The following is a 21,083-nucleotide window of genomic DNA, read 5'->3' as shown; positions in this document are numbered from 1 at the left end:
GTGTCCAGTCCCTATCGCGCGATCTTCTCCACTCCCGGGACCAGGGGTTTCTCGGCGGCGGGTTTCATCGGCCGGATGCCGCTGTCCATGCTCGGTATCGGCATCGTGACGATGATGTCCCAGGTCACCGGCCGCTACGGGATCGCGGGCGGGCTCGCGGCCACCCTCGCGCTGGCCGCGGCGGCGCTGGGCCCCCAGGTGTCCCGCCTGGTCGACCGGTACGGCCAGCGCCGGGTGCTGCGCCCGGCCACCGCGGTCACAGTGCTGGCGGTGGCGGCGCTGCTGGTGTGCGTACGGGCCGGGGCCCCGGACTGGACGCTCTTCGTGTGTGTCGCGCTGGCGGGGACGACGCCGAGCCTGGGCGCCATGGTGCGGGCGCGCTGGGCCATGATCCACCGGGGGTCGCCCGCGCTGCTGCACACCGCCTACTCCTTCGAGTCCGTCGTCGACGAGGTCTGCTTCATCGTGGGCCCGATCCTGTCGATCGGGCTGTGCACGATCTGGTTCCCGGAGGCGGGGCCGCTGCTGGCGGTGCTCTTCCTGGCGGCCGGGGCGTGGCTGCTGACCGCGCAGCGCGCCACCGAGCCGGCGCCGCATCCGCGCGAGCAGCACACCCCGGGCTCCGCGCTGCGCTCCCGCGGGCTGCAGGTCCTCGTGCTGACCTTCGTCGCGACCGGGGCGATCTTCGGCGCCGTGGACGTGACCACCGTGGCCTTCGCCGAGGAGCAGGGCCACAAGGCCGCGGCGAGCGTGGTGCTGGCGGTGTACGCGGCGGGTTCCTGCCTCGCGGGGGTGCTTTTCGGCCTGATGAAGCCGGCCGGAACGGCCTCCCGCCGCTTCCTGCTGGGCGTGGCGGCCATGGGCGTGAGTATGATCCCGCCACTACTGGTCGGGAACTTGCCGTTCCTGGCCGTGGCGCTGTTCGTCGCGGGCCTGTCCATCGCACCGACGATGGTCACCACCATGGCCCTCGTCGAGCAGTTGGTACCGCGCGCGAAGCTGACCGAGGGCATGACGTGGACGAGCACGGGACTCGCGGTCGGCGTGGCGCTGGGCGCCTCTCTGGCCGGGTGGGTGATCGACGCGGCGGGGGCCCGGGCCGCGTTCGCGGTACCCGCCTCCGCCGCGGCGCTCGCCGTGGTGGCGGCCTTCCTGGGGTACCGCCGGCTGGAGCCGGCGCCGGAGCTGGAGGGGACGCGTGCGCATGGCTACGACGACGAACAGAACCACCGGGAAGACCACATGGCGTAACTGGGCGGGCAACGTACGGGCCCTGCCCGCGCGGACCGAGTCGCCCGCCTCGGCCGACGAACTGGCGGCCGCGCTCCGCAGGGCGGCCGCCGACGGGCTCCCCGCCAAGGCCGTGGGCACCGGGCACTCCTTCACCTCGACGGCGGCGACCGCGGGCGTGCTGATCCGGCCCGAGCGGATGACCGCGGTGCGGGGCATCGACCGCGAGGCCGGCACGATCACGGTGGAGGCGGGCGTCCAGCTCAAGCACCTCAACGCGATGCTCGCCGCCGAGGGCCTGTCGCTGACGAACATGGGCGACATCATGGAGCAGACGGCGGCCGGCGCGACCAGCACCGGAACGCACGGCACGGGCCGTGACTCGGGCTCCATAGCCGCCCAGATCACGGCGCTGGAGCTGGTGCTCGCCGACGGATCACTGCTCACCTGCTCGGCGCGGGAGAACCCCGAGGTCTTCGCCGCCGCCCGGATCGGGCTCGGCGCGCTCGGCGTGGTCAGCGCGATCACCTTCGCGGTGGAACCGCTCTTCCTGCTCACCGCGCGGGAGGAGCCCATGCGCTTCGACCGGGTGGTCGCCGAGTTCGACCAACTGGTCGAGGAGAACGAGCACTTCGAGTTCTACTGGTTCCCGCACACCGACGGCTGCAACACCAAGCGGAACAACCGCAGCCAGGGTCCCGCGGCACCGGTCCCCGGGGTACGCGGCTGGATCGACGACGAGTTGCTCTCCAACGGGGTCTTCCAGGCGGCCTGCGTCGTGGGCCGGGCGGCCCCCTCCCTCATCCCGGGCATCGCCCAGGTCTCCAGCCGGGCGCTGTCGGCCCGCACCTACACCGACGTGCCGTACAAGGTGTTCACCCACCCGCGACGTGTGCGTTTCGTGGAGATGGAGTACGCGGTGCCGCGCGAGGCCGCGGTGGAGGTGCTGCGCGAACTCAAGTCGATGGTGGAGTCCTCGGGGTTCAGGATCAGCTTCCCCGTGGAGGTGCGGGTCGCCCCGGCGGACGACATCGCCCTGTCGACGGCCTCGGGCCGGGACACCGCCTACGTCGCGGTGCACATGTACCGCGGCAGCCGGTACCAGGAGTACTTCACGGCGGTCGAGCAGATCATGACCGACCATCAGGGGCGGCCGCACTGGGGGAAGATCCACACCCGGGACGCGGACTACTTCGCCAAGGCCTACCCCCGCTTCGCGGAGTTCACCGCCCTGCGCGACCGGCTCGACCCGGACCGGCTGTTCCGGAACGACTACCTGCGGCGGGTGCTGGGCGAATAGTTCCACTTGTGGGGTTTTTATAAAGATCCCGCCCCAACTCCCTTGGCGTGCGCGAAGTTCGACGGCGCGGCGCCCCACCGACGTGGCCCAAATGGAGTACTGTGACAAATCCTGGCTCCGGGGGGAGACGGCGCACTCGTCCCGGGGTGCCGTCGATCGAACCGGAGACACGTGACGCCGAGTGGTTCGTTTGGTCACTCAGCGTTGCAAATAGGTAACCGTGCCATAACGGCGCGTCACGGCACATGCCCGACACGCCGGGAAACTCAGCAAGGTTGTGGCAGGCTGCACCCGGGCAGGTCACACTCGTCCATCGGGAGCAGCGACGCACGTGACGTCGGCAGGCACCACCCGGGAGGTAACCGTGCCCGAACTGCGTGTCGTGGCTGTCAGCAACGACGGCACACGACTGGTGCTCAAGGCTGCCGACAGCACGGAGTACACCCTTCCGATCGACGAACGCCTGCGCGCCGCCATCCGCAACGACCGCGCGCGGCTCGGCCAGATCGAGATCGAGGTCGAGAGCCATCTGCGCCCGCGCGACATCCAGGCGCGGATACGAGCCGGTGCCACCGCGGAGGAGGTCGCCCAGCTCGCCGGGATCCCGGTGGAACGCGTCCGGCGCTTCGAGGGCCCCGTCCTCGCGGAGCGCGCCTTCATGGCCGAGCGGGCCCGCAAGACCGCGGTGCGGCGGCAGGGCGAGAGCACCGGTCCGCAGCTCGGTGAGGCCGTCGCCGAACGGCTGCTGCTGCGCGGCGCCGAGAAGGACAGCGTCCTGTGGGACTCCTGGCGCCGCGACGACGGCACCTGGGAGGTGCTCCTCGTCTACCGGGTGGCCGGTGAGCCGCATTCGGCGAGCTGGACGTACGACCCGCCGCGCCGGCTCGTGCAGGCCGTGGACGACGAGGCGCGCGCCCTCATCGGGGAGACCACCCAGGAGCCCGCGCAGGAGCCGAGCTACCCCTTCGTCCCGCGGATCGCACGGCTGCCGCGCGACCGTGCGCTGGACCGGCCCGAGCGGGCCGAACGCACGGCCGAGGAGCGGGCGGAGGAGGAGCGCGACTCCCTGACCAGCCTCCTGGAGGCGGTCCCCAGCTTCCGCGGCGACATGGTGGTGCCCGCCCAGGCGGGCCCGCCCTCCACCACACCCGACACGCCGGCCGCGGCGTCGGTCGCGGAGGACGCTCCCGAGGCACCCGCCGAGGAGGAGGCACCGCCGGCCCCCGCCGCGAGCGCCGGCGCGGGCTCCGCGTACGCCGACGTCCTGATGCCGCGTTCGGTCGGCGCCCACCGCGACCGACTGGTCGGGTCCACCGACCGCCAGGCCGAGGCGGACGGGGTGCGGCCGGGGCGGCGGGCGACGGTACCGAGCTGGGACGAGATCGTCTTCGGGAGCCGGCGCAAGAAGCAGGACTGACCGGGGCACGGCGCCCCGCAGGGGGTGCCCCGGTGCCGTCCTCCGCGCCGTCCTCACGCCCTCCTCCGAACGGGCCGGGCGCCGGCGCCGCGTCAGCGCGGTTGCGGCCCGGTCGCGACGTCGCGGCCCGCCGTGGACCACTCGCTCCAGGAACCGACGTAGAGCGCCGCGGGGATGCCGGCGATCGCCAGGGCCAGCACCTCGTGGGCGCCGGAGACGCCGGAGCCGCAGTAGACCCCGACCTCGGCCTCCGGCGTGGCGCCGGCCTCACCGAAGCGCGCCGCCAGTTCGCCGGCGGCGCGGAAGACACCGGTGCCCGCGACGACGTTCTCCGTGGTCGGGACGTTGACCGCGCCGGGGATGTGGCCGGCGACGGGGTCGATGGGCTCGGTGTCGCCCCGGTAGCGCTCCGCCGCCCGGGCGTCCAGCAGGACACCGCGGCGGGCCAGCGCCGCCGCCTCGTCGGCGGTCAGCACGGCGAGCGCGCCCGGCGTGGCGGTGAAGTCGCCCTCCTCGTCGGCGGGGACGTCCGTCTCCAGGGGCAGCCCCGCCGCCGTCCACGCCGCGAGCCCGCCGTCCAGGACGCGCACCCGCTCGTGACCGGCCCACCGCAGCAGCCACCACGCGCGCGCCGCGCCCCAGCCGAGTCCCCCGTCGTAGACCACCACGTCGCGGTCCGGGCCGACGCCCGCGCGGCGCATGGCGGCGGTGAACACCGCGAGGTCCGGCAGGGGATGGCGGCCGGCCGCGCCAGGCGTCCCGGCGAGCTCGGTGTCCAGGTCGACGTAGTGCGCGCCGGGCAGGTGACCGGCCTCGTAGGCGGGACGGCCGGGCGGGCCGCCCAGTTGCCAGCGGACGTCCAGAAGGACGGCGCCTCCCGGGGAGCCCTTCGGCAATGCGGCCAATTCGGTTACGGTAATGACAGGATGCATAAGCCCATTGTGGTCACCCGGCGCGGGAAACCCGCGGCACGGCCCCGGTCCGCGGCACACCCGGTGGTGCGAGCATCGCTGTGGCACTTCCCCTGCAAGCCCGAGCGTTGCTCCCCAGGAGAGAACTGATGACCGAGGTAGGGAACCGCCACCCGCACGGCACCCCGTGCTGGGTCAGCCTGCTGGCCCACAGCGTCGAGGCCACGCAGGAGTTCTACAGCCGGCTGTTCGGCTGGGAGTTCCACCCCGGTCCGCATTCCCTGGGCCCGTACGTCCGCGCCACGCTGGGCGGCAGGAGCGTGGCCGGCATCGGCGAGCTGCCCGGGGACCGGCATCTGCCGGTCGCCTGGACGACCTACTTCGCCGCGGACGACGCCGACAAGACCGCCGAGCTGATCCGGACCTGCGGCGGCACGGTGGGCGTCGGACCGCTCGACGCGGACGACGCGGGACGGCTGGCCGTCGCGTCGGACCCGATGGGCGCGGTGTTCGGGGTGTGGCAGGCCAGGCGGCACCGCGGGACCGAGGTCACCGGCGAGCCGGGCGCACCGGTGTGGAACGAACTGGTCACCCGCGACACCTCGCTGGTCGGCACGTTCTACTCGGTGGTCTTCGGACTGGAGACCGACGCGGTCGTCTCCACCGACTTCGACTACCTGACGCTCCACCTCGCCGGCCGTCCGGTCGCCGGTGTCCACGGCGTCGGCCGGGCCCTGCCGCGCGACCGCGGGGCGCACTGGATGACGTACTTCGAGGTCGCCGACACCGACGCCGCCGCGCGCCGCGTGCTGGACCTGGGCGGCAGCGTCCTCCGCACCCCGCGCGACTCCGAGCACGGCCGGGTGGCGACCGTGGCGGACCCCGAGGGCGCCGTCTTCACCGTGATCCGCTCCCGGCCGCAGCAGGGCGGCGGGAGCAGCGGGAGCTAGTCGACCGGCAGGACGTCCGGCGAGATCGCCGCCGCACGCGCCGCGGCCGCGGTCATCCGCCGGATGTGGTGGCGGCGGCAGAGCACCTCGTAGCCGATCTCCGTGCCGGGGCGGTTGACGTCGCCGACGACGACCTGCTCGCCCTCGACCACCATCTTCCCGCCCACCGTACGGGCGTTGTGCGTGGCGCGGGCGCCGCACCAGCACAGGGCCTCGACCTGGAGCACCTCTATCCGGTCGGCCATCTCCATCAGCCGCTGGGAGCCGGGGAAGAGCTTGGTGCGGAAGTCGGTGGTGATCCCGAAGGCGAAGACGTCCAGCCGCAGGTCGTCGACGATCCGCGCGAGCTGGTCGATCTGGCCGGGCGTGAAGAACTGGGCCTCGTCGACGATGACGTAGTCGGCGCGGGCGCCGCCGGACAGGTGCGTGACGAGGTAGCCGTAGAAGTCGAAGTCGTCGGTGGCCTCGACGGCCTTGGTCTCCAGGCCGAGCCGGGAGGACAGGACGCCCTCGCCGGCGCGGTCGTTGCGGGTGAAGATCAGGCCATCCAGGCCGCGTGCCGAGCGGTTGTGCTCGATCTGCAGGGCGAGGGTGCTCTTCCCGCAGTCCATCGTTCCGGAGAAGAACACGAGCTCAGGCATGAGGAGGCGGCGGCCTTTCGGGGCGGGGCGGTGGGTGGTGCGAGGGGGGTTGTGCGAGCGGTCGGCGCCGCGTCAGGTGCGGACCTCGAGCAGCGGCACCAGCTGCTCCACGGGGGTCATCGAACCGTGCAGGCCGACCATGGTGGACTCCCCCGGCTCGGAGCGGGTGGCGACGATCGCGATGTCGTCGCGGGCGACGGCGACGACGTCGCCGATGCGGCCGCGCACCCGGTCCTCCACGACGGGGCCGAACCAGCCCGCGGCGATCGCCTCTTCGCGGGAGGCCACCCACATCTGCTCGCCGAGCACCTCGCTCCAGACCGTGTGGACGTCGCCGGCGGCGCCGGGCACGGCGTACACGTGGCGGGCCCGGGCCTCGCCGCCGAGGACGGCGACGCCGGCGCGCAGCTCCCAGTCCTCGTCGAAGTCGATCCGCGATTCGGGGTCGAAGGGGATGTCGATCATGCCGTGGTCGGCGGTGACGTAGAGGGCGCTGCGCGGCGGGAGCTGCTCGGCGAGCCGCTGGGCGAGCCGGTCGGCCATCATCAGCTGGCCGCGCCAGGCGTCGGAGTCGACGCCGTGCCGGTGGCCCATGGAGTCCAGCTCGCTGTAGTACGTGTAGACCAGCGCGCGGTCGGACGCGGCGAGCCGCTCGGCGGTGAGGTCCATGCGCTCCTCGCCGGTGAGCCGCCCGTGGAAGGTGCCGCCGCTGAGGGCGATCCTGGTCAGCGGGGTGTGCTCGAAGGTGGGCGAGGTGACCTGGCAGGTCTCCACGCCGGCCTCCTGGGCCAGCCGGAAGACGGTGGGGTGCGGCTGCCACTCGGCCGGGGAGGTCCACGGCTGCCAGCGCAGCTGGTTCATCAGCTCGCCGGTGTCCGGGTTCAGCACGGTGTAGCCGGCCAGGCCGTGCGCGCCGGGCGGCAGGCCGGTGCCGACGGAGGCGAGCGAGGTCGCGGTGGTGGAGGGGAAGCCCGCGGTGATCGGCCGGCCGCTGCCGGTGGCGGAGCCGGCCATCAGGGCGGTGAGGAACGGCGCCTCGTCGGGATGCCGGCGGATCAGCTCCCACCCCATGCCGTCGACGAGGAACACGCAGACCCGGTCCGCGGGCGCGAGGTCGAGCGCCGTCGGCGGGACGCCCGTGATGCCGAGCCCGGCGGCGACCGCGGGCAGCAGGTCGCTCAGCGAGCCGGTGCCGTAGCGCGGGGCGGGGGCGGCGTACGGGTCCAGCGGTTCGTAGGACGGGGCGGGATGGACCATCAGGAGGCCGCGCTCGCGGTGCTCGCGGTCGCCTCGGAGAGCGCCTGGGCGAAGGCGAGGGCCTGGCGGACGGTCTCCGGGCCGTCGCCCGCCTCGCTGACCCGCAGGCTGAGGTCGTCGGCGGTGGAGGAGCCGGTGTAGCCGTGATCGGCCTCGCAGTTGGGGTCGCCGCAGGCGGCGGGCTCCAGGTCGATGCGGCTGACCGCGCCCCAGCCGATGGTGAGCACGACCTCGCGGGGCAGGGTGCCGGGGGTGTACGACTCGGGGTTGGCGACGACCCGGCTCAGCACGACCGACGAGATCCGCTCGAGCTTGACCGACTCGGTGGAGGTGGTGGCGTAGGGGCTCGGCGAGGTGTCGTCTGCGCTCTGCTCGTCGGTGTGGCTGACGATGAAGCGGGTGCTGGTCAGGACCAGGACGGTGACGTGCCGGCGGACCTCGTTCGCGTCGAAGGTGGTCTCCTGGTGGACCAGGTACGACGCGACCGGCTCCCCACCGACGGAGGCCTCCACGGCCTCTGCCACGAGGGCGGGGTAGTAGCCGCTGCGCTCGATCGCCGCGCGCAGCCCCTGGGTCGTCGTACCGGTCTTCGCCATGGCGACCATCCTAGTGCGGAGCATGTGTTCAGAAGGACGACAGTGCGCGGGGGCCGAGGTCCGTGCGGGCCGGGGGGCGCGCGAGGCGGACGGAGGCGCCGAGCACGGTGAGGCCCGCGGGGGCCACCACGACCGGTTCGAGGTCGACGGAGACCACCTCGGGCAGGTCGTCGACCAGCAGCGACACCCGCAGCAGCAGTTCCTCCAGGGCCCCGGTGTCCACCGGCTCCGCGCCGCGCCAGCCGAACAGCAGCGGGGCCGCCTTGATGGAGCGGACCAGCTCGGCGACGTCCCGGTCGGTGGCCGGGACCAGCCGGTGCCCCATGTCGTCCAGGAGCTCGGAAGGGGCCCCGGCGATGCCGAAGGAGAGTACGGCGCCCGCGGCCGGGTCGACGGTGGCGCGCACGACCGTGTCCACCCCGCGCGGCGCCATGGCCTGGACGACCAGGTGCAGCTCCTCGGGCTTGCCCAGCCGTGCGGTCAGCTCCCCGAAGGCGCGGCTGAGGTCGTCGGGGTCGGCGATGTCCAGGCGTACGCCGCCGAGGTCGGCGCGGTGCCGCAGGTGGGGTGCGGTGGTCTTGAGGGCGACCGGGTAGCCGAGCCGGCGGGCCGCCTCCAGGGCCGCGTCGATCCCGGGGGCGGGCAGGGTGGGCCGCACCGTGATGCCGTAGCGGCCCAGCAGGCCGGCTGCCGCGAGGTCGTCGAGGGTGACGCCCCGGCTGACGGCGGCGGGCTCCCCGGCGGCGTCGAGCAGCCGGGTGACGTCCTGGCACGCGCCCGCCTCGTCGACGTCCTCGAACTCCGGCACCCTGCCCGGTTCCTGGGCGTCCCTGCGCCACCGGGCGTAGGCGGCGGCCCGGGCCAGGGCCTTCACGGCGCGGTCGGCGGCCCCGTAGGCGGGGATGCGGACGGCCGCGAGGCGGGTGGCCATGGCCTCCAGCGCGGTGTGGACGACCACGACGGGCTTGCCGGCGCGGGGCCCGTCCGCGGCGGCGTACAGGGCCTCGGCCAGCGCGGGGTCGTCGCTGCCGGCGGGGAGCTCGGCGAGCTCGGAGCCGACGCGCGGGATGGCGGTGACGACGACGGCGTCGTGGGCGGGGTCGGCGAGGGCCGCGGCGAGGGCGGCCCGGAAGTCCTCCGGTCCGGCGGCGGTGGTGAGGTCGAGGGGGAGGCCGGGTTCCAGGCCAGCGGTGAGGCAGGCGTCGTAGGTGATCAGCCCGAGGGACTCGGAGTTGCCGAGGATCGCGACGCGGGGTCCGGCGGGCAGGGGCCGGCACGACAGCAGCAGCCCGGTGTCGAGGAGCTCGGTGACGGTGTCGGTGCGGATGACGCCGGCCTGCTGCAGCAGGGCGGAGACGGTGCCGTCGGGGATGCGGGCGGGGGGCACGGCGTGTCCGGGCGGGGCGGCCGCCGAGTGCCGGGCGCCCTTGACCACGACGACCGGCTTGACGGCGGCGGTGCGCCGGGCGAGGCGGTAGAACTTCCGCGGGTTGCCGAGGGTTTCGAGGTAGAGCAGGGCGACGTCGGTGGCCGGGTCGTCGTACCAGAACTGCAGGATGTCGTTGCCGGAGACGTCCGCCCGGTTGCCCGCCGAGACGAAGGACGACAGCCCGGCGCCGCGGCGGCGCAGCCCGGACAGCAGGGCGATGCCGATGGCCCCGGACTGGGTGAACAGCCCGAGCCGGCCGGCGTCCGGGGTCTCGGGCGACAGGGAGGCGTTGAGCCGGACGTCCTCGGCGGAGTTGAGGATGCCGAACGCGTTGGGCCCGATGACCCGCATGCCGTGGGCGAGCGCCTGCCGTACCAGGTCGCGCTGCCTGCGGCGGCCCTCGGCGCCGGACTCGGCGTATCCGGAGGAGATCACCAGCAGGCCGAGGACGCCGTGCCGGCCGCACGCGTCGACGGCCTCGGCGACCTCGTCGGCGGGTACCGCGATCACGGCGAGGTCGACGCCGTCGGGGATATCGGCGACGGAGCGGTGTGCGGGGACGCCCTCGGGTTCGAGGGTGTGCCGGTCCTCGGGGAAGGAGCGGTTCACGGCGTGGACGCGCCCGGTGTAGCCGCCCGCGAGGATGTTCCGGAGGATGCCGCGGCCGACGCCGCCCGGGCGGCGTCCGGTGCCGATGACGGCGACCGAGGCGGGGGCGAGCAGCCGCTGGACGGAGCGGGCCTCGGCGCGCTGCTCGCGGGCACGCATGACGGCGAGGGACCGCTCGGTGGGCTCCAGGTCGAACTCGAGCCGGACGACGCCGTCGGTGAAGCTGCGCTGCTGGGTGTAGCCCGCGTCGGTGAAAACCTTGATCATCTTGCGGTTGGCGGGCAGCACCTCGGCGATGAAGCGGCGGATGCCGCGCTCCTGCGCCACCGCGGCGACGTGCTCCATCAGGGCGGAGGCCACGCCGCGGCCCTGGTGCGCGTCCTGGACCAGGAAGGCGACCTCGGCCTCGCGGTCGTCGGTGCGGTCGTAGCGGACGGTCGCGATGAACTCGCCCCCGACCAGGGCCGCCAGGCCGACGCGGTCGCGGTAGTCGTGGTGGGTGAAGCGGTGCACGTCCCGGTCGGAGAGCCGGGGGTAGGGCGCGAAGAAGCGGTAGTACTTGGACTCGTCGGAGACCTTCTCGTAGAAGCTCACCAGCCGTCCCGCGTCGTCCGGCGCGATGGGCCGGACGTGGGCGATCCCGCCGTCGCGCAGGACCACGTCCGCCTCCCAGTGGACCGGGTAGTCGCGCTCTGCGTCGGACGGCGTCGTCATGGCCCCAGCGTACGGGCCGCCGCCCGCCGCGGAACCGGTGCGACGATGTGGGGGACGGACCGGTGTCCGAGGCATGGCAGACTGGTCTAGACCTCCTTAGGAACGATCCCGAAGGGCAACACCATGGCTGAGCGCCGCGTCACCATCGGCTGGGCCGAGGGCCTGCACGCACGTCCCGCTTCGATCTTCGTCCGCGCCGCCACCGCCGTGGGTGTGCCCGTCACCATCGCCAAGGCGGACGGCGCCCCCGTCAACGCCGCCTCGATGCTCGCCGTGCTGAGCCTGGGTGTGGCCGGCGGCGAGGAGGTCGTGCTCGCCTCCGACGCCGAGGGCGCGGACGCCGCTCTGGACAGCCTCGCCAAGCTCGTCTCCGAGGGGCTGGACGAGCTCCCCGAGACCGTCTGACACACGCGCGGCAGCGCGGTACGGCAAAAGGGGCGGGTCCCGAACGAAATCCGGCCGGATTTCGTTCGGGACCCGCCCCTCCGTCATTCCGGGGGAATTCCCGGCGGCGCACCGCGCGGGGAACGCGGAAATACCTCCGCCCACCATTCCCCGCTTTGTATACGGCACTTCTGTTAAACCCGGCCGCTCGACATGTGTACGGCGTGTTTCGGATTCCTCACCGCGCCGCGGCGCCGCGCCCCGTGCTCTGCGGACGGCGCAACCGGTGTGCCGCCGTCGCCCGCTCCACATGGTCCGCCGTCAGCCGCCGGGCCCGCTCCGCGTCACCGCGCGCCACCGCGTCGACGACCGCCCCGTGCTCCGCCCAGGACTCCACGGCGCGGTCCGGGGTGTCCACCGCGTAGACCCAGGCGATCTTGTGCCGCAGCTGGGTCAGCAGCGCCACCAGGGTCGGGCTGCCGGACGCCTGGGCCAGCGTCTCGTGGAACCAGCCGTCCAGGGCGGGCAGGTCCGACGACTGGCGCCGCAGTGAACGCTCCTGGCCCAGCCGGACGAGTCCGCGCAGCACCTTCACATGGGCCTCGGTGCGCCGCTGCGCCGCCCGGGCGGCGCCCAGCGGCTCCAGCAGGGCACGGATGTCCAGCAGGTCGGCGGCCTCCTGGTCGGTGGGCTCGGCGACGGACGCCCCGGCGTGCCGGCGGGTGCGCACGAAGCCCTCGGACTCCAGGGTGCGCAGCGCCTCGCGCACCGGGACCCGGGACACCCCGTAGCGCTTGGCCAACTGCTCCTCGGTCAGCCGGCTGCCCGGCGCGAAGAACCCGCTGACGATGTCGTCACGGATCGCCGCGCACACGGCTGCGGCGGAAATCCGGCGGCCCGCAGCGCCGCTCCCGTTCACGTCCGACCCCACATCGCAGATTCCTTCCGGTGCGCGCCGACGGCCGTCCTTTTGATCCGCGCGCAACGGAGGAGCCGGCGTTTCTGCCGCGACTCTATTCCAGCGCGGCGTCGATTCCGACGGGCGTCCTGAATTCATGGAGCGTTTTCGGACACACCCGCGGCCGGGAAACGCCGGCATGCCGAAGGCCCCGGCGGGGGGACCGGGGCCTTCGGGTGGGGGGAGGGGAATGGTCGGATGGTCGCTCAGACGCGGACGCCCTTGGAGCGCAGGTACGCCAGCGGGTCCACGTCGGAGCCGTAGGACGGGGCCGTACGGGCCTCGAAGTGCAGGTGCGGCCCGGTCACGTTGCCGGTGGCGCCCGACAGGCCGATCCGCTGGCCCGCGGAGACGGTCTGCCCCACGGACACGTCCAGCGAGGACAGGTGGCCGTACTGGGTGTACATGCCGTCCGCGTGGCGGATCACGATGTTGTTGCCGTACGAGCCGCCCCAGCCGGCCTCGACGACGGTGCCCGCACCGGCGGCGTGCACCGGGGTGCCGACGGAGGCCACGAAGTCGACGCCGGTGTGGTAGCCGGAGGACCACAGGCTGCTGGTCGCGTGGTACGGCGTGCCGATGGAACCGGCGACCGGCAGCGTCCAGCCGCCGAGCGTGCCCCGGCCGGCCGCTGCGCTCCGCGACGCGTGCGCGGTGCCGCTCCGCGCCGCCTTGGCCTTGGCCGCCTTGGCGGCGGCCTCCTCGGCGGCACGCTCACGGGCGGCGCGCCTGGCCTTGGCGACCTTGGCGTCATGGCGCTTCTGGGCGACGACGGCGGCCCGGTGCTGGGCCGAGGCCTGGTCGGCGAGGTGCGTGGCGAGGTCGTCGGCGACGGCCGCGCAGCGGGCGAAGGCTGACCCCCCGGTGCCGGCGTCGGCGGCCGCGGCGGGCACGACGAACGCGCCGGTGGTGACGGTGGTCAGCGCGGCGGCGCCGGCCAGGGTGGAGCGTATCGAGAACGACGCCATGGGCAGGCGGAGATCCTTTCCTTCCTTCTCGCCTACCGGGTTAGCTGACGGGTTCGGAGCAGGAAGGTCTCCTACGGGCGACGGCACGCCGCCCGATTCACCCCAGGGACTTCTCATGTGGGTCCCCGGCTCCCCAGGCTCACGCCCGACGGGGACTCGGCGATCGTTGCTCCGGTGCCGCGGGAGGCGGCTGCTTCCGCCGGGCAACCCGAGGACGTTAACCAGGCGTTGCTTCCCGTTCCAAAAAAATCCGGCAATATGTGCGGGATGCCACACCGGCCGCCAACCGGTCGCAACCGTCCGCAATACCGCGACGCCGCAGCTCCGCGGCGGTCCGCGCGCCCGCGGAAGGCCCCTGCGCGGCGGCGGCGAGGAGGGGTGGGGACGCGGTGCGGACCGGGTGACCGGCGTCACGGACCACCGGCGCGGCCGTCCCCGGCCGTTCGCGCACCGCGGCCCCGGGCGCCGCGAGGGCGCCCGGGGCCGCGGTGGGGGTGGTGCCGGTCAGCCGCCCGTGACGACCTCGACCGGGCCGATGCCCAGCTCGCGGATCGGGTCCGCGATGACGGAGGCGTCGCCGACGAGGACGACCACGAGCCGGTCGAGGGGGAACGCGTTGACGGCCGCCGCCGTCGCCTCGACCGTGCCGGTGACGGCCAGGCGCTCGTAGAGCCGCGCCTGGAAGTCGTCCGGCAGGGACTGCTCGACCTGGTCGGCGAACGTGCCGGCCACCGCCGAGGCGGTCTCGTAGCGCAGTGGGGCGACACCGACCAGGTTCTGCACGGCGGCGTCGCGCTCCTCGTCGGTGAGCCCCTCCGCCGCCAGGGTGCGCAGCACCTGCCAGGTGTCGGCCAGCGCGGGCGCGGTGACGTCGGTCGCCACGGATCCGCTGATGCCCAGCAGGGAGGCCCCGGTGCCCTCGGGAGTGGAGAGCAGCACCTGCCCGAAGGCCCGCACGCCGTAGGTGTAGCCCTTCTCCTCGCGCAGGACGCGGTCCAGGCGCGAGGTCAGCGTGCCGCCGAGGCAGTACGTACCGAGCACCTGGGCGGCCCAGACGGGATCGTGGCGGTCCGCCCCTGCACGTCCGATGAGCACCTGGGTCTGCACCGACCCGGGCCGGTCGACGATCACGACGCGTCCGGTGTCGTCCGCGGTGATCGCCGGCAGCGGGCGGCGCTCGCCGGGCTTGCCGCTCCACTCCCCCAGCGTGCCCGCCAGCAGCGCGTCCAGATCGATGCCCGCGAGGTCGCCGACCACGACGACCGTGGAGGTGGACGGGCGCACGTGCGTGTCGTAGAAGGCGCGGACGGCCTCCGCGTCGATGCGCGCGACCGTCTCCTCGGTGCCCTGGCGCGGCCGGGAGCAGCGCAGCTCGGCGGCGAAGAGCTCCTTGGACAGCGCCATGGCGGCGCGCCGGGCCGGGTTGGCCAGCTCGTGCGGGATCTCGTCGAGGCGGTTGTTCACCAGCCGCTCGACCTCGCCGTCCGGGAACGCCGGGGCGCGCAGTGCGTCGGCGAGCAGGCCGAGGGCCTTGTCGAGCCGGGAGACGGGGACCTCCAGGGAGACCCGGACCCCGGCGTGGTCGGCGTGGGCGTCGAGGGTGGCCCCGCACCGCTCCAGCTCGGCGGCGAACTCCTCCGCGCTGTGCTTGTCGGTGCCCTCCGACAGCGCCCGCGCCATGATCGTGGCGACGCCGTCGAGGCCCTCGGGCTCGGCGTCGAGCGGCGCCGCGAGCAGCACCTCCACGGCGACGACCTTCTGGCCGGGCCGCCGGCTGCGCAGCACCGTCAGCCCGCTCGGCAGCGTGGAGCGCTCGGGGGCCGGGAAGTCCCAGGGCTTGGGCTGCCCCGGCCGGGGCTGCGGGTGGAACGTCATGGTGGTGTGGACGTCGGTCACTGGTCCGCGCCCTCCTCGTCCTCGTCGGAGTCCTCGCCCGCGGCGGCCGCGGAGCCGGTGGGCTCGTAGACCAGCGCGGCGCGGTTGTCGGGCCGCAGGGTGGCCGCGGCGACGGCGCGCACCTCGTCGGCCGTGATGTCCAGGATGCGCCTGACGGCCGTCAGGGCCAGCTGCGGGTCGCCGAACAGCACGGCGTAGCGGCACAGTTCGTCGGCACGGCCGCCGACGGTGGCGAGCCGGTCCAGCCACTCGCGCTCGAGCTGGGCCTGGGCCCGCTCCATCTCCTCGGGGGTCGGGCCCTCTTCGGCGAAGCGGGCCAGTTCCTCGTCGACGGCCGCCTCGACGGCGGGCACCTCGACGCCGCTGGACGTCTTCACGTCGAGCCAGCCGAGCGACGGCGCCCCGGCCAGCCTCAGCAGCCCGAACCCGGCCGCGACGGCGCTGCGGTCCCGGCGTACCAGGCGGTTGTGCAGCCGCGAGGACTCACCGCCGCCGAGGACGGTCAGCGCCAGGTCCGCGGCGTCGGCCTCGCGGGTGCCGTCGTGCGGCAGCCGGTAGGCCGCCATCAGCGCGCGCGAGGGGACGTCCTCCTCGACGACCTCGCGGAGCTGCCCGCCCATCACCCCCGGGAGTGAACCGTCCCGGGGCGCCGGCTTGCCGTCGTGGGACGGGATGGTGCCGAAGTACTTCTCGATCCAGGCCAGCGTCTGCTCCGGGTCGATGTCGCCGACGACCGAGAGGACGGCGTTGTTCGGCGCGTAGTACGTCCGGAAGAAGGCGCGCGCGTCCTCCAGGGAGGCGGCGTCCAGGTCCGCCATCGAACCGATGGGGGTGTGGTGGTACGGGTGGCCGTCCGGGTACGCCATAGCCGTCAGACGCTCGAAGGCCGTTCCGTACGGGACGTTGTCGTAACGCTGACGGCGCTCGTTCTTGACCACGTCGCGCTGGTTGTCCAGGCTCTCCAGGTCCAGCGCGGACAGCAGGCTGCCCATGCGGTCGGCCTCCAGCCAGAGCGCGAGCTCCAACTGGTGGGCCGGCATGGTCTCGAAGTAGTTGGTGCGCTCGAAGCTGGTGGTGCCGTTGAGGGAGCCGCCGGCGGACTGGACCAGTTCGAAGTGGCCGTTTCCCTTGACGTTCTCCGAACCCTGGAACATCAAGTGCTCGAAGAGGTGGGCGAGTCCGGTACGGCCCTTCACCTCGTGGCGGGAACCGACGTCGTACCAGAGGCAGACCGCGGCGACCGGGGTGAGGTGGTCCTCGGAGAGCACGACGCGCAGGCCGTTGGCCAGGCGGTGCTCGGTCGCGGTGAGGCCGCCGGAATCTGCCTCCGGCGTGGCCGTGTGACCCATGGGCAAGCTGTCCTTCCGGTCGCGTACTCGTTGTTTTGTGCTGAGACCTGCCACTCTAGGCAGCGGACAAACGGCCCGCGAAGTTCCCGTCACCGCCACGTATGAGCCGGGGGGGGGTGGTCCGGGCTGTCGGTGGGGCGGTCCACAATGGTCCGCGTCAGTCCCGTGTCCTTATCCGATGAGGTCCAGCCGAAGGAGCAGCGCCCTGATGGCCCGCCGCACCACGAAGACCCCGCCGCCGGACGATTTCGAGGAGCGCATCCTCGACATCGACGTCGTCGACGAGATGCAGGGGTCCTTCCTCGAGTACGCCTACTCGGTCATCTACTCGCGTGCGCTCCCCGACGCCCGCGACGGGCTCAAGCCGGTGCACCGCCGGATCGTGTACCAGATGAACGAGATGGGGCTTCGCCCCGAGCGCGGCTACGTGAAGTGCGCCCGCGTCGTCGGCGAGGTGATGGGCAAGCTCCACCCGCACGGCGACGCCTCGATCTACGACGCGCTGGTGCGCATGGCGCAGCCGTTCTCGATGCGCGTGCCGCTGGTGGACGGCCACGGCAACTTCGGCTCGCTCGGCAACGACGACCCTCCGGCCGCGATGCGTTACACGGAGTCCCGTACGACCCCCGCCGCGATGCTGATGGTGGAGTCGATCGACGAGGACACCGTCGACTTCACGCCGAACTACGACGGCCAGGAGCGGGAGCCGGTGGCCCTGCCGGCCGCCTACCCGAACCTGCTGGTCAACGGCGCCTCCGGCATCGCGGTCGGCATGGCGACCAACATGCCGCCGCACAACCTCGGCGAGGTCATCGCCGCCGCCCGCCACCTGATCCGCCACCCGAACGCGGACCTCGAGACGCTGATGCGCCACGTCCCCGGCCCGGACCTGCCGACCGGCGGCCGGATCGTGGGCCTGGACGGCATCCGGGACGCGTACGAGACCGGCCGCGGCACCTTCAAGATCCGCGCCACGGTGTCCGTGGAGGACGTGACGGCCCGCCGCAAGGGCCTGGTGGTGACCGAGCTGCCGTTCACGGTCGGCCCGGAGAAGGTCATCTCCAAGATCAAGGACCTGGTCGGCTCCAAGAAGCTGCAGGGCATCGCGGACGTCAAGGACCTGACCGACCGCGAGCACGGCCTGCGGCTGGTGATCGAGATCAAGAACGGCTTCCACCCCGAGGCCGTCCTGGAGCAGCTCTACAAGCTGACCCCCATGGAGGAGTCCTTCGGCATCAACAACGTGGCGCTGGTCGACGGCCAGCCGCTCACGCTGGGCCTGAAGGAGCTGCTGGAGGTCTACCTCGACCACCGCTTCGAGGTCGTCCGGCGCCGCAGCGAGTTCCGCCGCGGCAAGCGCCGCGACCGCCTCCACCTGGTGGAGGGCCTGCTCGTCGCCCTGGTCGACATCGACGAGGTCATCTCGATCATCCGCTCCAGCGACAACGCCGCCCAGGCCAAGGAGCGCCTGATCGAGCGCTTCGCGCTGTCGGACATCCAGACCCAGTACATCCTCGACACCCCGCTGCGCCGGCTGACCCGCTTCGACCGGATGGAACTGGAGTCCGAGCGGGACAGGCTCACCGCGGAGATCGAGGAGCTGACCGCGATCCTGGAGTCCGACGCCGAGCTGCGCAAGCTGGTCGGCGCGGAGCTGGCGGCGGTCGCCAAGAAGTACGCCACCGAACGCCGCACCCTGCTGATGGAGCCGGGCGCGGCGCCCGTCGCGGCCGTACCGCTGGAGGTCGCCGACGACCCCTGCCGCGTGCTGCTCTCCTCCACCGGGCTGCTGGCCCGTACGGCGAACGGGGAGGCCCTGGCGCCGCTCGACGGCAAGCGGGTCAAGCACGACGTGATCGTCTCGGCGATCCCGACGACGGCAAGGGCCGACATCGGCGTGGTCACCTCCACCGGGCGCCTGCTGCGGATCGCCGTGATCGACCTGCCGATCCTGCCGGAGCCCTCCGGCGCGCCGAACCTGGCGGGCGGGGCGCCGCTCGCGGAGTTCCTGTCGCTGGAGGCGGACGAGCAGGTGGTCTGCCTGACCACGCTCGACGAGTCCTCCCCCGGCCTCGCGCTCGGTACCGAGCAGGGCGTGGTCAAGCGCGTCGTGCCGGACTACCCGGCCAACAAGGACGACCTGGAGGTCATCGCGCTCCGGGAGGGCGACCGCATCGTCGGCGGCGTCGAGCTGCGCACCGGCGAGGAGGACCTGGTCTTCATCACCGACGACGCCCAGCTGCTGCGCTACCCCGCGGGCCAGGTGCGGCCGCAGGGCCGCCCGGCCGGAGGCATGGCCGGCATCAAGCTGACGGACGGCGCCAAGGTGATCTCCTTCACCGCGGTCGACCCCTCGGCCGACGCCGTGGTGTTCACCCTCGCCGGGACCCGCGAGGCACTCGCCGGGGCCGAGGAGGGCACGGCCAAGCTCACGCCGTTCGACCAGTACCCGCGCAAGGGACGGGCGACCGGCGGTGTGCGCTGCCAGCGCTTCCTGAAGGGCGAGGACATGCTGCTGCTCGCCTGGGCCGGTGGCACCCCCGCCCGGGCCGCCACCTCCACGGGCGCGCCGGCCGACCTCCCGCCGAAGGACCCGCGCCGGGACGGCTCCGGCGTGGCCCTCACCAAGCGCGTCTCGGTGGTCGCCGGACCGGTCTGACCGGCCGGCCCGAACGGTGAGGGGCGCGGCACCCTGTGCGGGTGCCGCGCCCCTCGGCGTACGCGGTGTCAGGACGCGTACGCCGCTGTCCCGCCGGATCAGGCCGGTTCGTCCAGGCGCAGCCACACGCAGGTGTCCCGGGGCAGCCGGCCGTCGTCGGCGAGCGGTCCGCTGGCCAGCAGGAGCTGCCGGTGCGCGGGGAGCCCGACGGCGTCCCCGGACAGGTTGAGCACGCAGGCGAAGCCGCCCTCGCGGCGGAAGGCGAGCACGTCGCCGGGACCGTCGAGCCATGCCATCGGGCCCTCGCCTAGGCCGGGTTCGGCGCGGCGCAGCCGCAGCGCCGTCCGGTACAGGCTCAGCATCGAGCCGGCGTCCGTCTCCTGCGCCTCCGCGGTGTAGCGCGCCCAGTCCGACGGCTGCGGCAGCCAGGGCCGGTCGCCCCCGAAGCCGTACGGCGGCGCGTCGCCCGACCAGGGCAGCGGCACCCGGCAGCCGTCACGGCCCGGGTCGGTGCCGCCGGAGCGGAAGTACATCGGGTCCTGCAGCAGTTCGGCGGGGATGTCCTCGACCTCGGGCAGTCCCAGTTCCTCGCCCTGGTAGAGGTAGACCGAGCCGGGCAGGGCCAGGGTGAGCAGGGCGGCGGCGCGGGCACGACGGGTGCCCAGCTCCAGGTCCGTGGGGATGCCGTGGGCCTTGGTGGCGAAGGCGAAGCCGGTGTCGCGTCGTCCGTACCGGGTGACGGTACGCGTGACGTCGTGGTTGGCCAGCACCCAGGTCGCCGGCGCCCCGACCGGGGCGTGCGCGGCGAGCGTCCCGTCGATGGAGGCACGCAGCCGCTCCGGTTCCCAGGGGCAGGCCAGGAAGTCGAAGTTGAAGGCGGTGTGCAGCTCGTCGGGCCGCAGGTAGCGGGCGAAGCGCTCGGTGTCCGGCAGCCACACCTCGCCGATCAGCACCCCGTCGTAGGAGTCGGCGACGGCGCGCCACGAGCGGTAGATGTCGTGCAGCTCGTCGCGGTCGATGTAGGGGTGCGGGTCGGTGCCCTCCACGAAGTCGGGCAGGTCCGGGTCCTTGGCGACCATGGCGGCCGAGTCGATGCGCACGCCGGCCACGCCGCGGTCGAACCAGAAGCGCAGGACGTCCTCGTGCTCCCGCTGCACCGCGGGGTGGGCCCAGTTGAGGTCCGGCTGCTCCGGGGCGAACAGGTGCAGGTACCAGTCGCCGTCCGGGAGCCGGGTCCAGGCGGAGCCGCCGAACTGCGAACGCCAGCCGTTGGGCGGCAGTTCACCGTCCTCGCCGCGGCCGGTGCGGAAGTGGAACAGCTTGCGCTCGGCGCTGCCCGGCCCGGCCTCGAGGGCCGCCCGGAACCAGACGTGCCGGTCGGAGACGTGGTTGGGGACGATGTCGACGATGGTGCGGATGCCCAGGGCGCGCGCCTCGGCGATCAGCTTCTCGGCGTCGGCCAGGGTGCCGAACGCCGGGTCGATGGCGCGGTAGTCGGCGACGTCGTAGCCGCCGTCGGCCATCGGCGAGGGGTACCAGGGGCTGAACCAGAGCGCGTCCACGCCCAGCGCGGCCAGGTACGGCAGTCTGGACCGCACCCCGGCGAGGTCGCCGGTGCCGTCCGCGTCTCCGTCGGCGAAGCTGCGTGCGTACACCTGGTAGATGGCGGCGCCGCGCCACCACGCGTCGGTGGCCTCGGCCGGGTGGGTGTCTGCCACGTGACTGGTCCTTTCGGGCAGCTGGGACCGCGCCGCCCGCCCCGTGGCGGGCGGCGTGGTACTGGACGGGTGCGGCCGGAGGCCGCCGGGGCCGGGT

General features: G+C 73.6%; 16 protein-coding genes and 1 riboswitch. Of the genes, 6 read left to right on the top strand and 10 right to left on the bottom strand.

Features of this window, described 5'->3' with window-relative positions; translation table 11 throughout:
* The 3 genes from ACFZAU_RS17630 to sepH all read left to right on the top strand — a co-directional run bounded on the left by ACFZAU_RS17630 (position 1) and on the right by sepH (position 3,947).
* Positions 1-1,251, top strand: a complete 1,251-nt coding sequence (locus ACFZAU_RS17630) for an MFS transporter (RefSeq protein WP_500464789.1) — start codon at positions 1-3, stop codon at positions 1,249-1,251.
* Complete coding sequence (locus tag ACFZAU_RS17625) at positions 1,205-2,530, top strand: D-arabinono-1,4-lactone oxidase (RefSeq protein WP_500552878.1); 1,326 nt, start codon at positions 1,205-1,207, stop codon at positions 2,528-2,530. Before ACFZAU_RS17630 ends, ACFZAU_RS17625 begins: the two co-directional genes overlap by 47 nt.
* Positions 2,531-2,861: 331 nt before the next feature.
* A complete protein-coding gene (sepH, locus tag ACFZAU_RS17620) occupies positions 2,862-3,947 on the top strand; it encodes a septation protein SepH (protein WP_499601832.1) in 1,086 nt (361 codons plus the stop codon).
* A 92-nt stretch (positions 3,948-4,039) separates the two neighbouring features.
* Here the strand turns inward: sepH and ACFZAU_RS17615 are convergent, their stop codons facing one another.
* The gene (locus ACFZAU_RS17615; protein ID WP_500552877.1) at positions 4,040-4,879 is read right to left on the bottom strand and encodes a sulfurtransferase; all 840 of its coding nucleotides are present in this window, start codon (positions 4,877-4,879) and stop codon (positions 4,040-4,042) included.
* Between the two features lie 128 nt (positions 4,880-5,007).
* On the opposite strand from ACFZAU_RS17615, the gene ACFZAU_RS17610 reads away from it, so the two are divergent.
* Complete coding sequence (locus tag ACFZAU_RS17610; RefSeq protein WP_500552876.1) at positions 5,008-5,808, top strand: VOC family protein; 801 nt, start codon at positions 5,008-5,010, stop codon at positions 5,806-5,808.
* Here the strand turns inward: ACFZAU_RS17610 and ACFZAU_RS17605 are convergent.
* The 4 genes from ACFZAU_RS17605 to ACFZAU_RS17590 form a co-directional block, all read right to left on the bottom strand.
* A complete protein-coding gene (locus ACFZAU_RS17605; protein WP_500552875.1) occupies positions 5,805-6,449 on the bottom strand; it encodes a thymidine kinase in 645 nt (214 codons plus the stop codon). The two genes, ACFZAU_RS17610 and ACFZAU_RS17605, sit on opposite strands and share 4 nt — an antisense overlap.
* Positions 6,450-6,521: 72 nt before the next feature.
* Positions 6,522-7,706 carry an alkaline phosphatase family protein gene (locus ACFZAU_RS17600; RefSeq protein WP_500552874.1) on the bottom strand — a complete coding sequence of 395 codons (1,185 nt, stop codon included), beginning with the start codon at positions 7,704-7,706 and terminating at the stop codon, positions 6,522-6,524.
* Positions 7,706-8,302: a DUF5998 family protein gene (locus ACFZAU_RS17595; protein ID WP_499601838.1), complete on the bottom strand. Its 597-nt coding sequence runs from the start codon at positions 8,300-8,302 to the stop codon at positions 7,706-7,708. The genes ACFZAU_RS17600 and ACFZAU_RS17595 overlap by 1 nt, the downstream gene beginning before the upstream one ends.
* A gap of 28 nt (positions 8,303-8,330) precedes the next feature.
* Complete coding sequence (locus tag ACFZAU_RS17590; protein ID WP_500552873.1) at positions 8,331-11,054, bottom strand: bifunctional acetate--CoA ligase family protein/GNAT family N-acetyltransferase; 2,724 nt, start codon at positions 11,052-11,054, stop codon at positions 8,331-8,333.
* Between the two features lie 123 nt (positions 11,055-11,177).
* On the opposite strand from ACFZAU_RS17590, the gene ACFZAU_RS17585 reads away from it, so the two are divergent.
* Positions 11,178-11,459 (top strand): HPr family phosphocarrier protein, encoded by a 282-nt coding sequence (locus ACFZAU_RS17585; protein ID WP_499601841.1) that lies wholly within the window; start codon positions 11,178-11,180, stop codon positions 11,457-11,459.
* A gap of 217 nt (positions 11,460-11,676) precedes the next feature.
* On the opposite strand, the gene ACFZAU_RS17580 is transcribed toward ACFZAU_RS17585, so the two are convergent.
* From ACFZAU_RS17580 to ACFZAU_RS17565, 4 genes are all read right to left on the bottom strand, one after another.
* Positions 11,677-12,369, bottom strand: coding sequence for a GntR family transcriptional regulator (locus ACFZAU_RS17580; RefSeq protein ID WP_499601842.1), 693 nt, complete (start codon positions 12,367-12,369; stop codon positions 11,677-11,679).
* A gap of 233 nt (positions 12,370-12,602) precedes the next feature.
* A complete protein-coding gene (locus ACFZAU_RS17575; RefSeq protein WP_500552872.1) occupies positions 12,603-13,364 on the bottom strand; it encodes a M23 family metallopeptidase in 762 nt (253 codons plus the stop codon).
* Between the two features lie 15 nt (positions 13,365-13,379).
* Positions 13,380-13,536: riboswitch (cyclic di-AMP (ydaO/yuaA leader) on the bottom strand.
* A gap of 332 nt (positions 13,537-13,868) precedes the next feature.
* A complete protein-coding gene (locus ACFZAU_RS17570; RefSeq protein ID WP_499602004.1) occupies positions 13,869-15,239 on the bottom strand; it encodes a M16 family metallopeptidase in 1,371 nt (456 codons plus the stop codon).
* Between the two features lie 17 nt (positions 15,240-15,256).
* The gene (locus ACFZAU_RS17565; protein WP_499601844.1) at positions 15,257-16,609 is read right to left on the bottom strand and encodes a M16 family metallopeptidase; all 1,353 of its coding nucleotides are present in this window, start codon (positions 16,607-16,609) and stop codon (positions 15,257-15,259) included.
* Positions 16,610-16,817: 208 nt separating this feature from the next.
* Here ACFZAU_RS17565 and ACFZAU_RS17560 point away from each other — a divergent pair, with 208 nt between their 5' ends.
* A complete protein-coding gene (locus tag ACFZAU_RS17560) occupies positions 16,818-19,268 on the top strand; it encodes a DNA gyrase/topoisomerase IV subunit A (RefSeq protein WP_500553040.1) in 2,451 nt (816 codons plus the stop codon).
* 98 nt (positions 19,269-19,366) lie between these two features.
* Here the strand turns inward: ACFZAU_RS17560 and ACFZAU_RS17555 are convergent, their stop codons facing one another.
* Entirely contained in the window at positions 19,367-20,986 is a 1,620-nt protein-coding gene (locus ACFZAU_RS17555) for a glycoside hydrolase family 13 protein (protein ID WP_500552871.1), read from the bottom strand.
* Positions 20,987-21,083: the final 97 nt, after the last annotated feature.

The sequence above is a fragment of the Streptomyces sp. NPDC008238 genome, assembly GCF_042956445.1.
In the GTDB taxonomy this organism is placed as follows: Bacteria; Actinomycetota; Actinomycetes; order Streptomycetales; family Streptomycetaceae; genus Actinacidiphila.
This window is presented reverse-complemented; position numbering and strand designations above follow the sequence as displayed.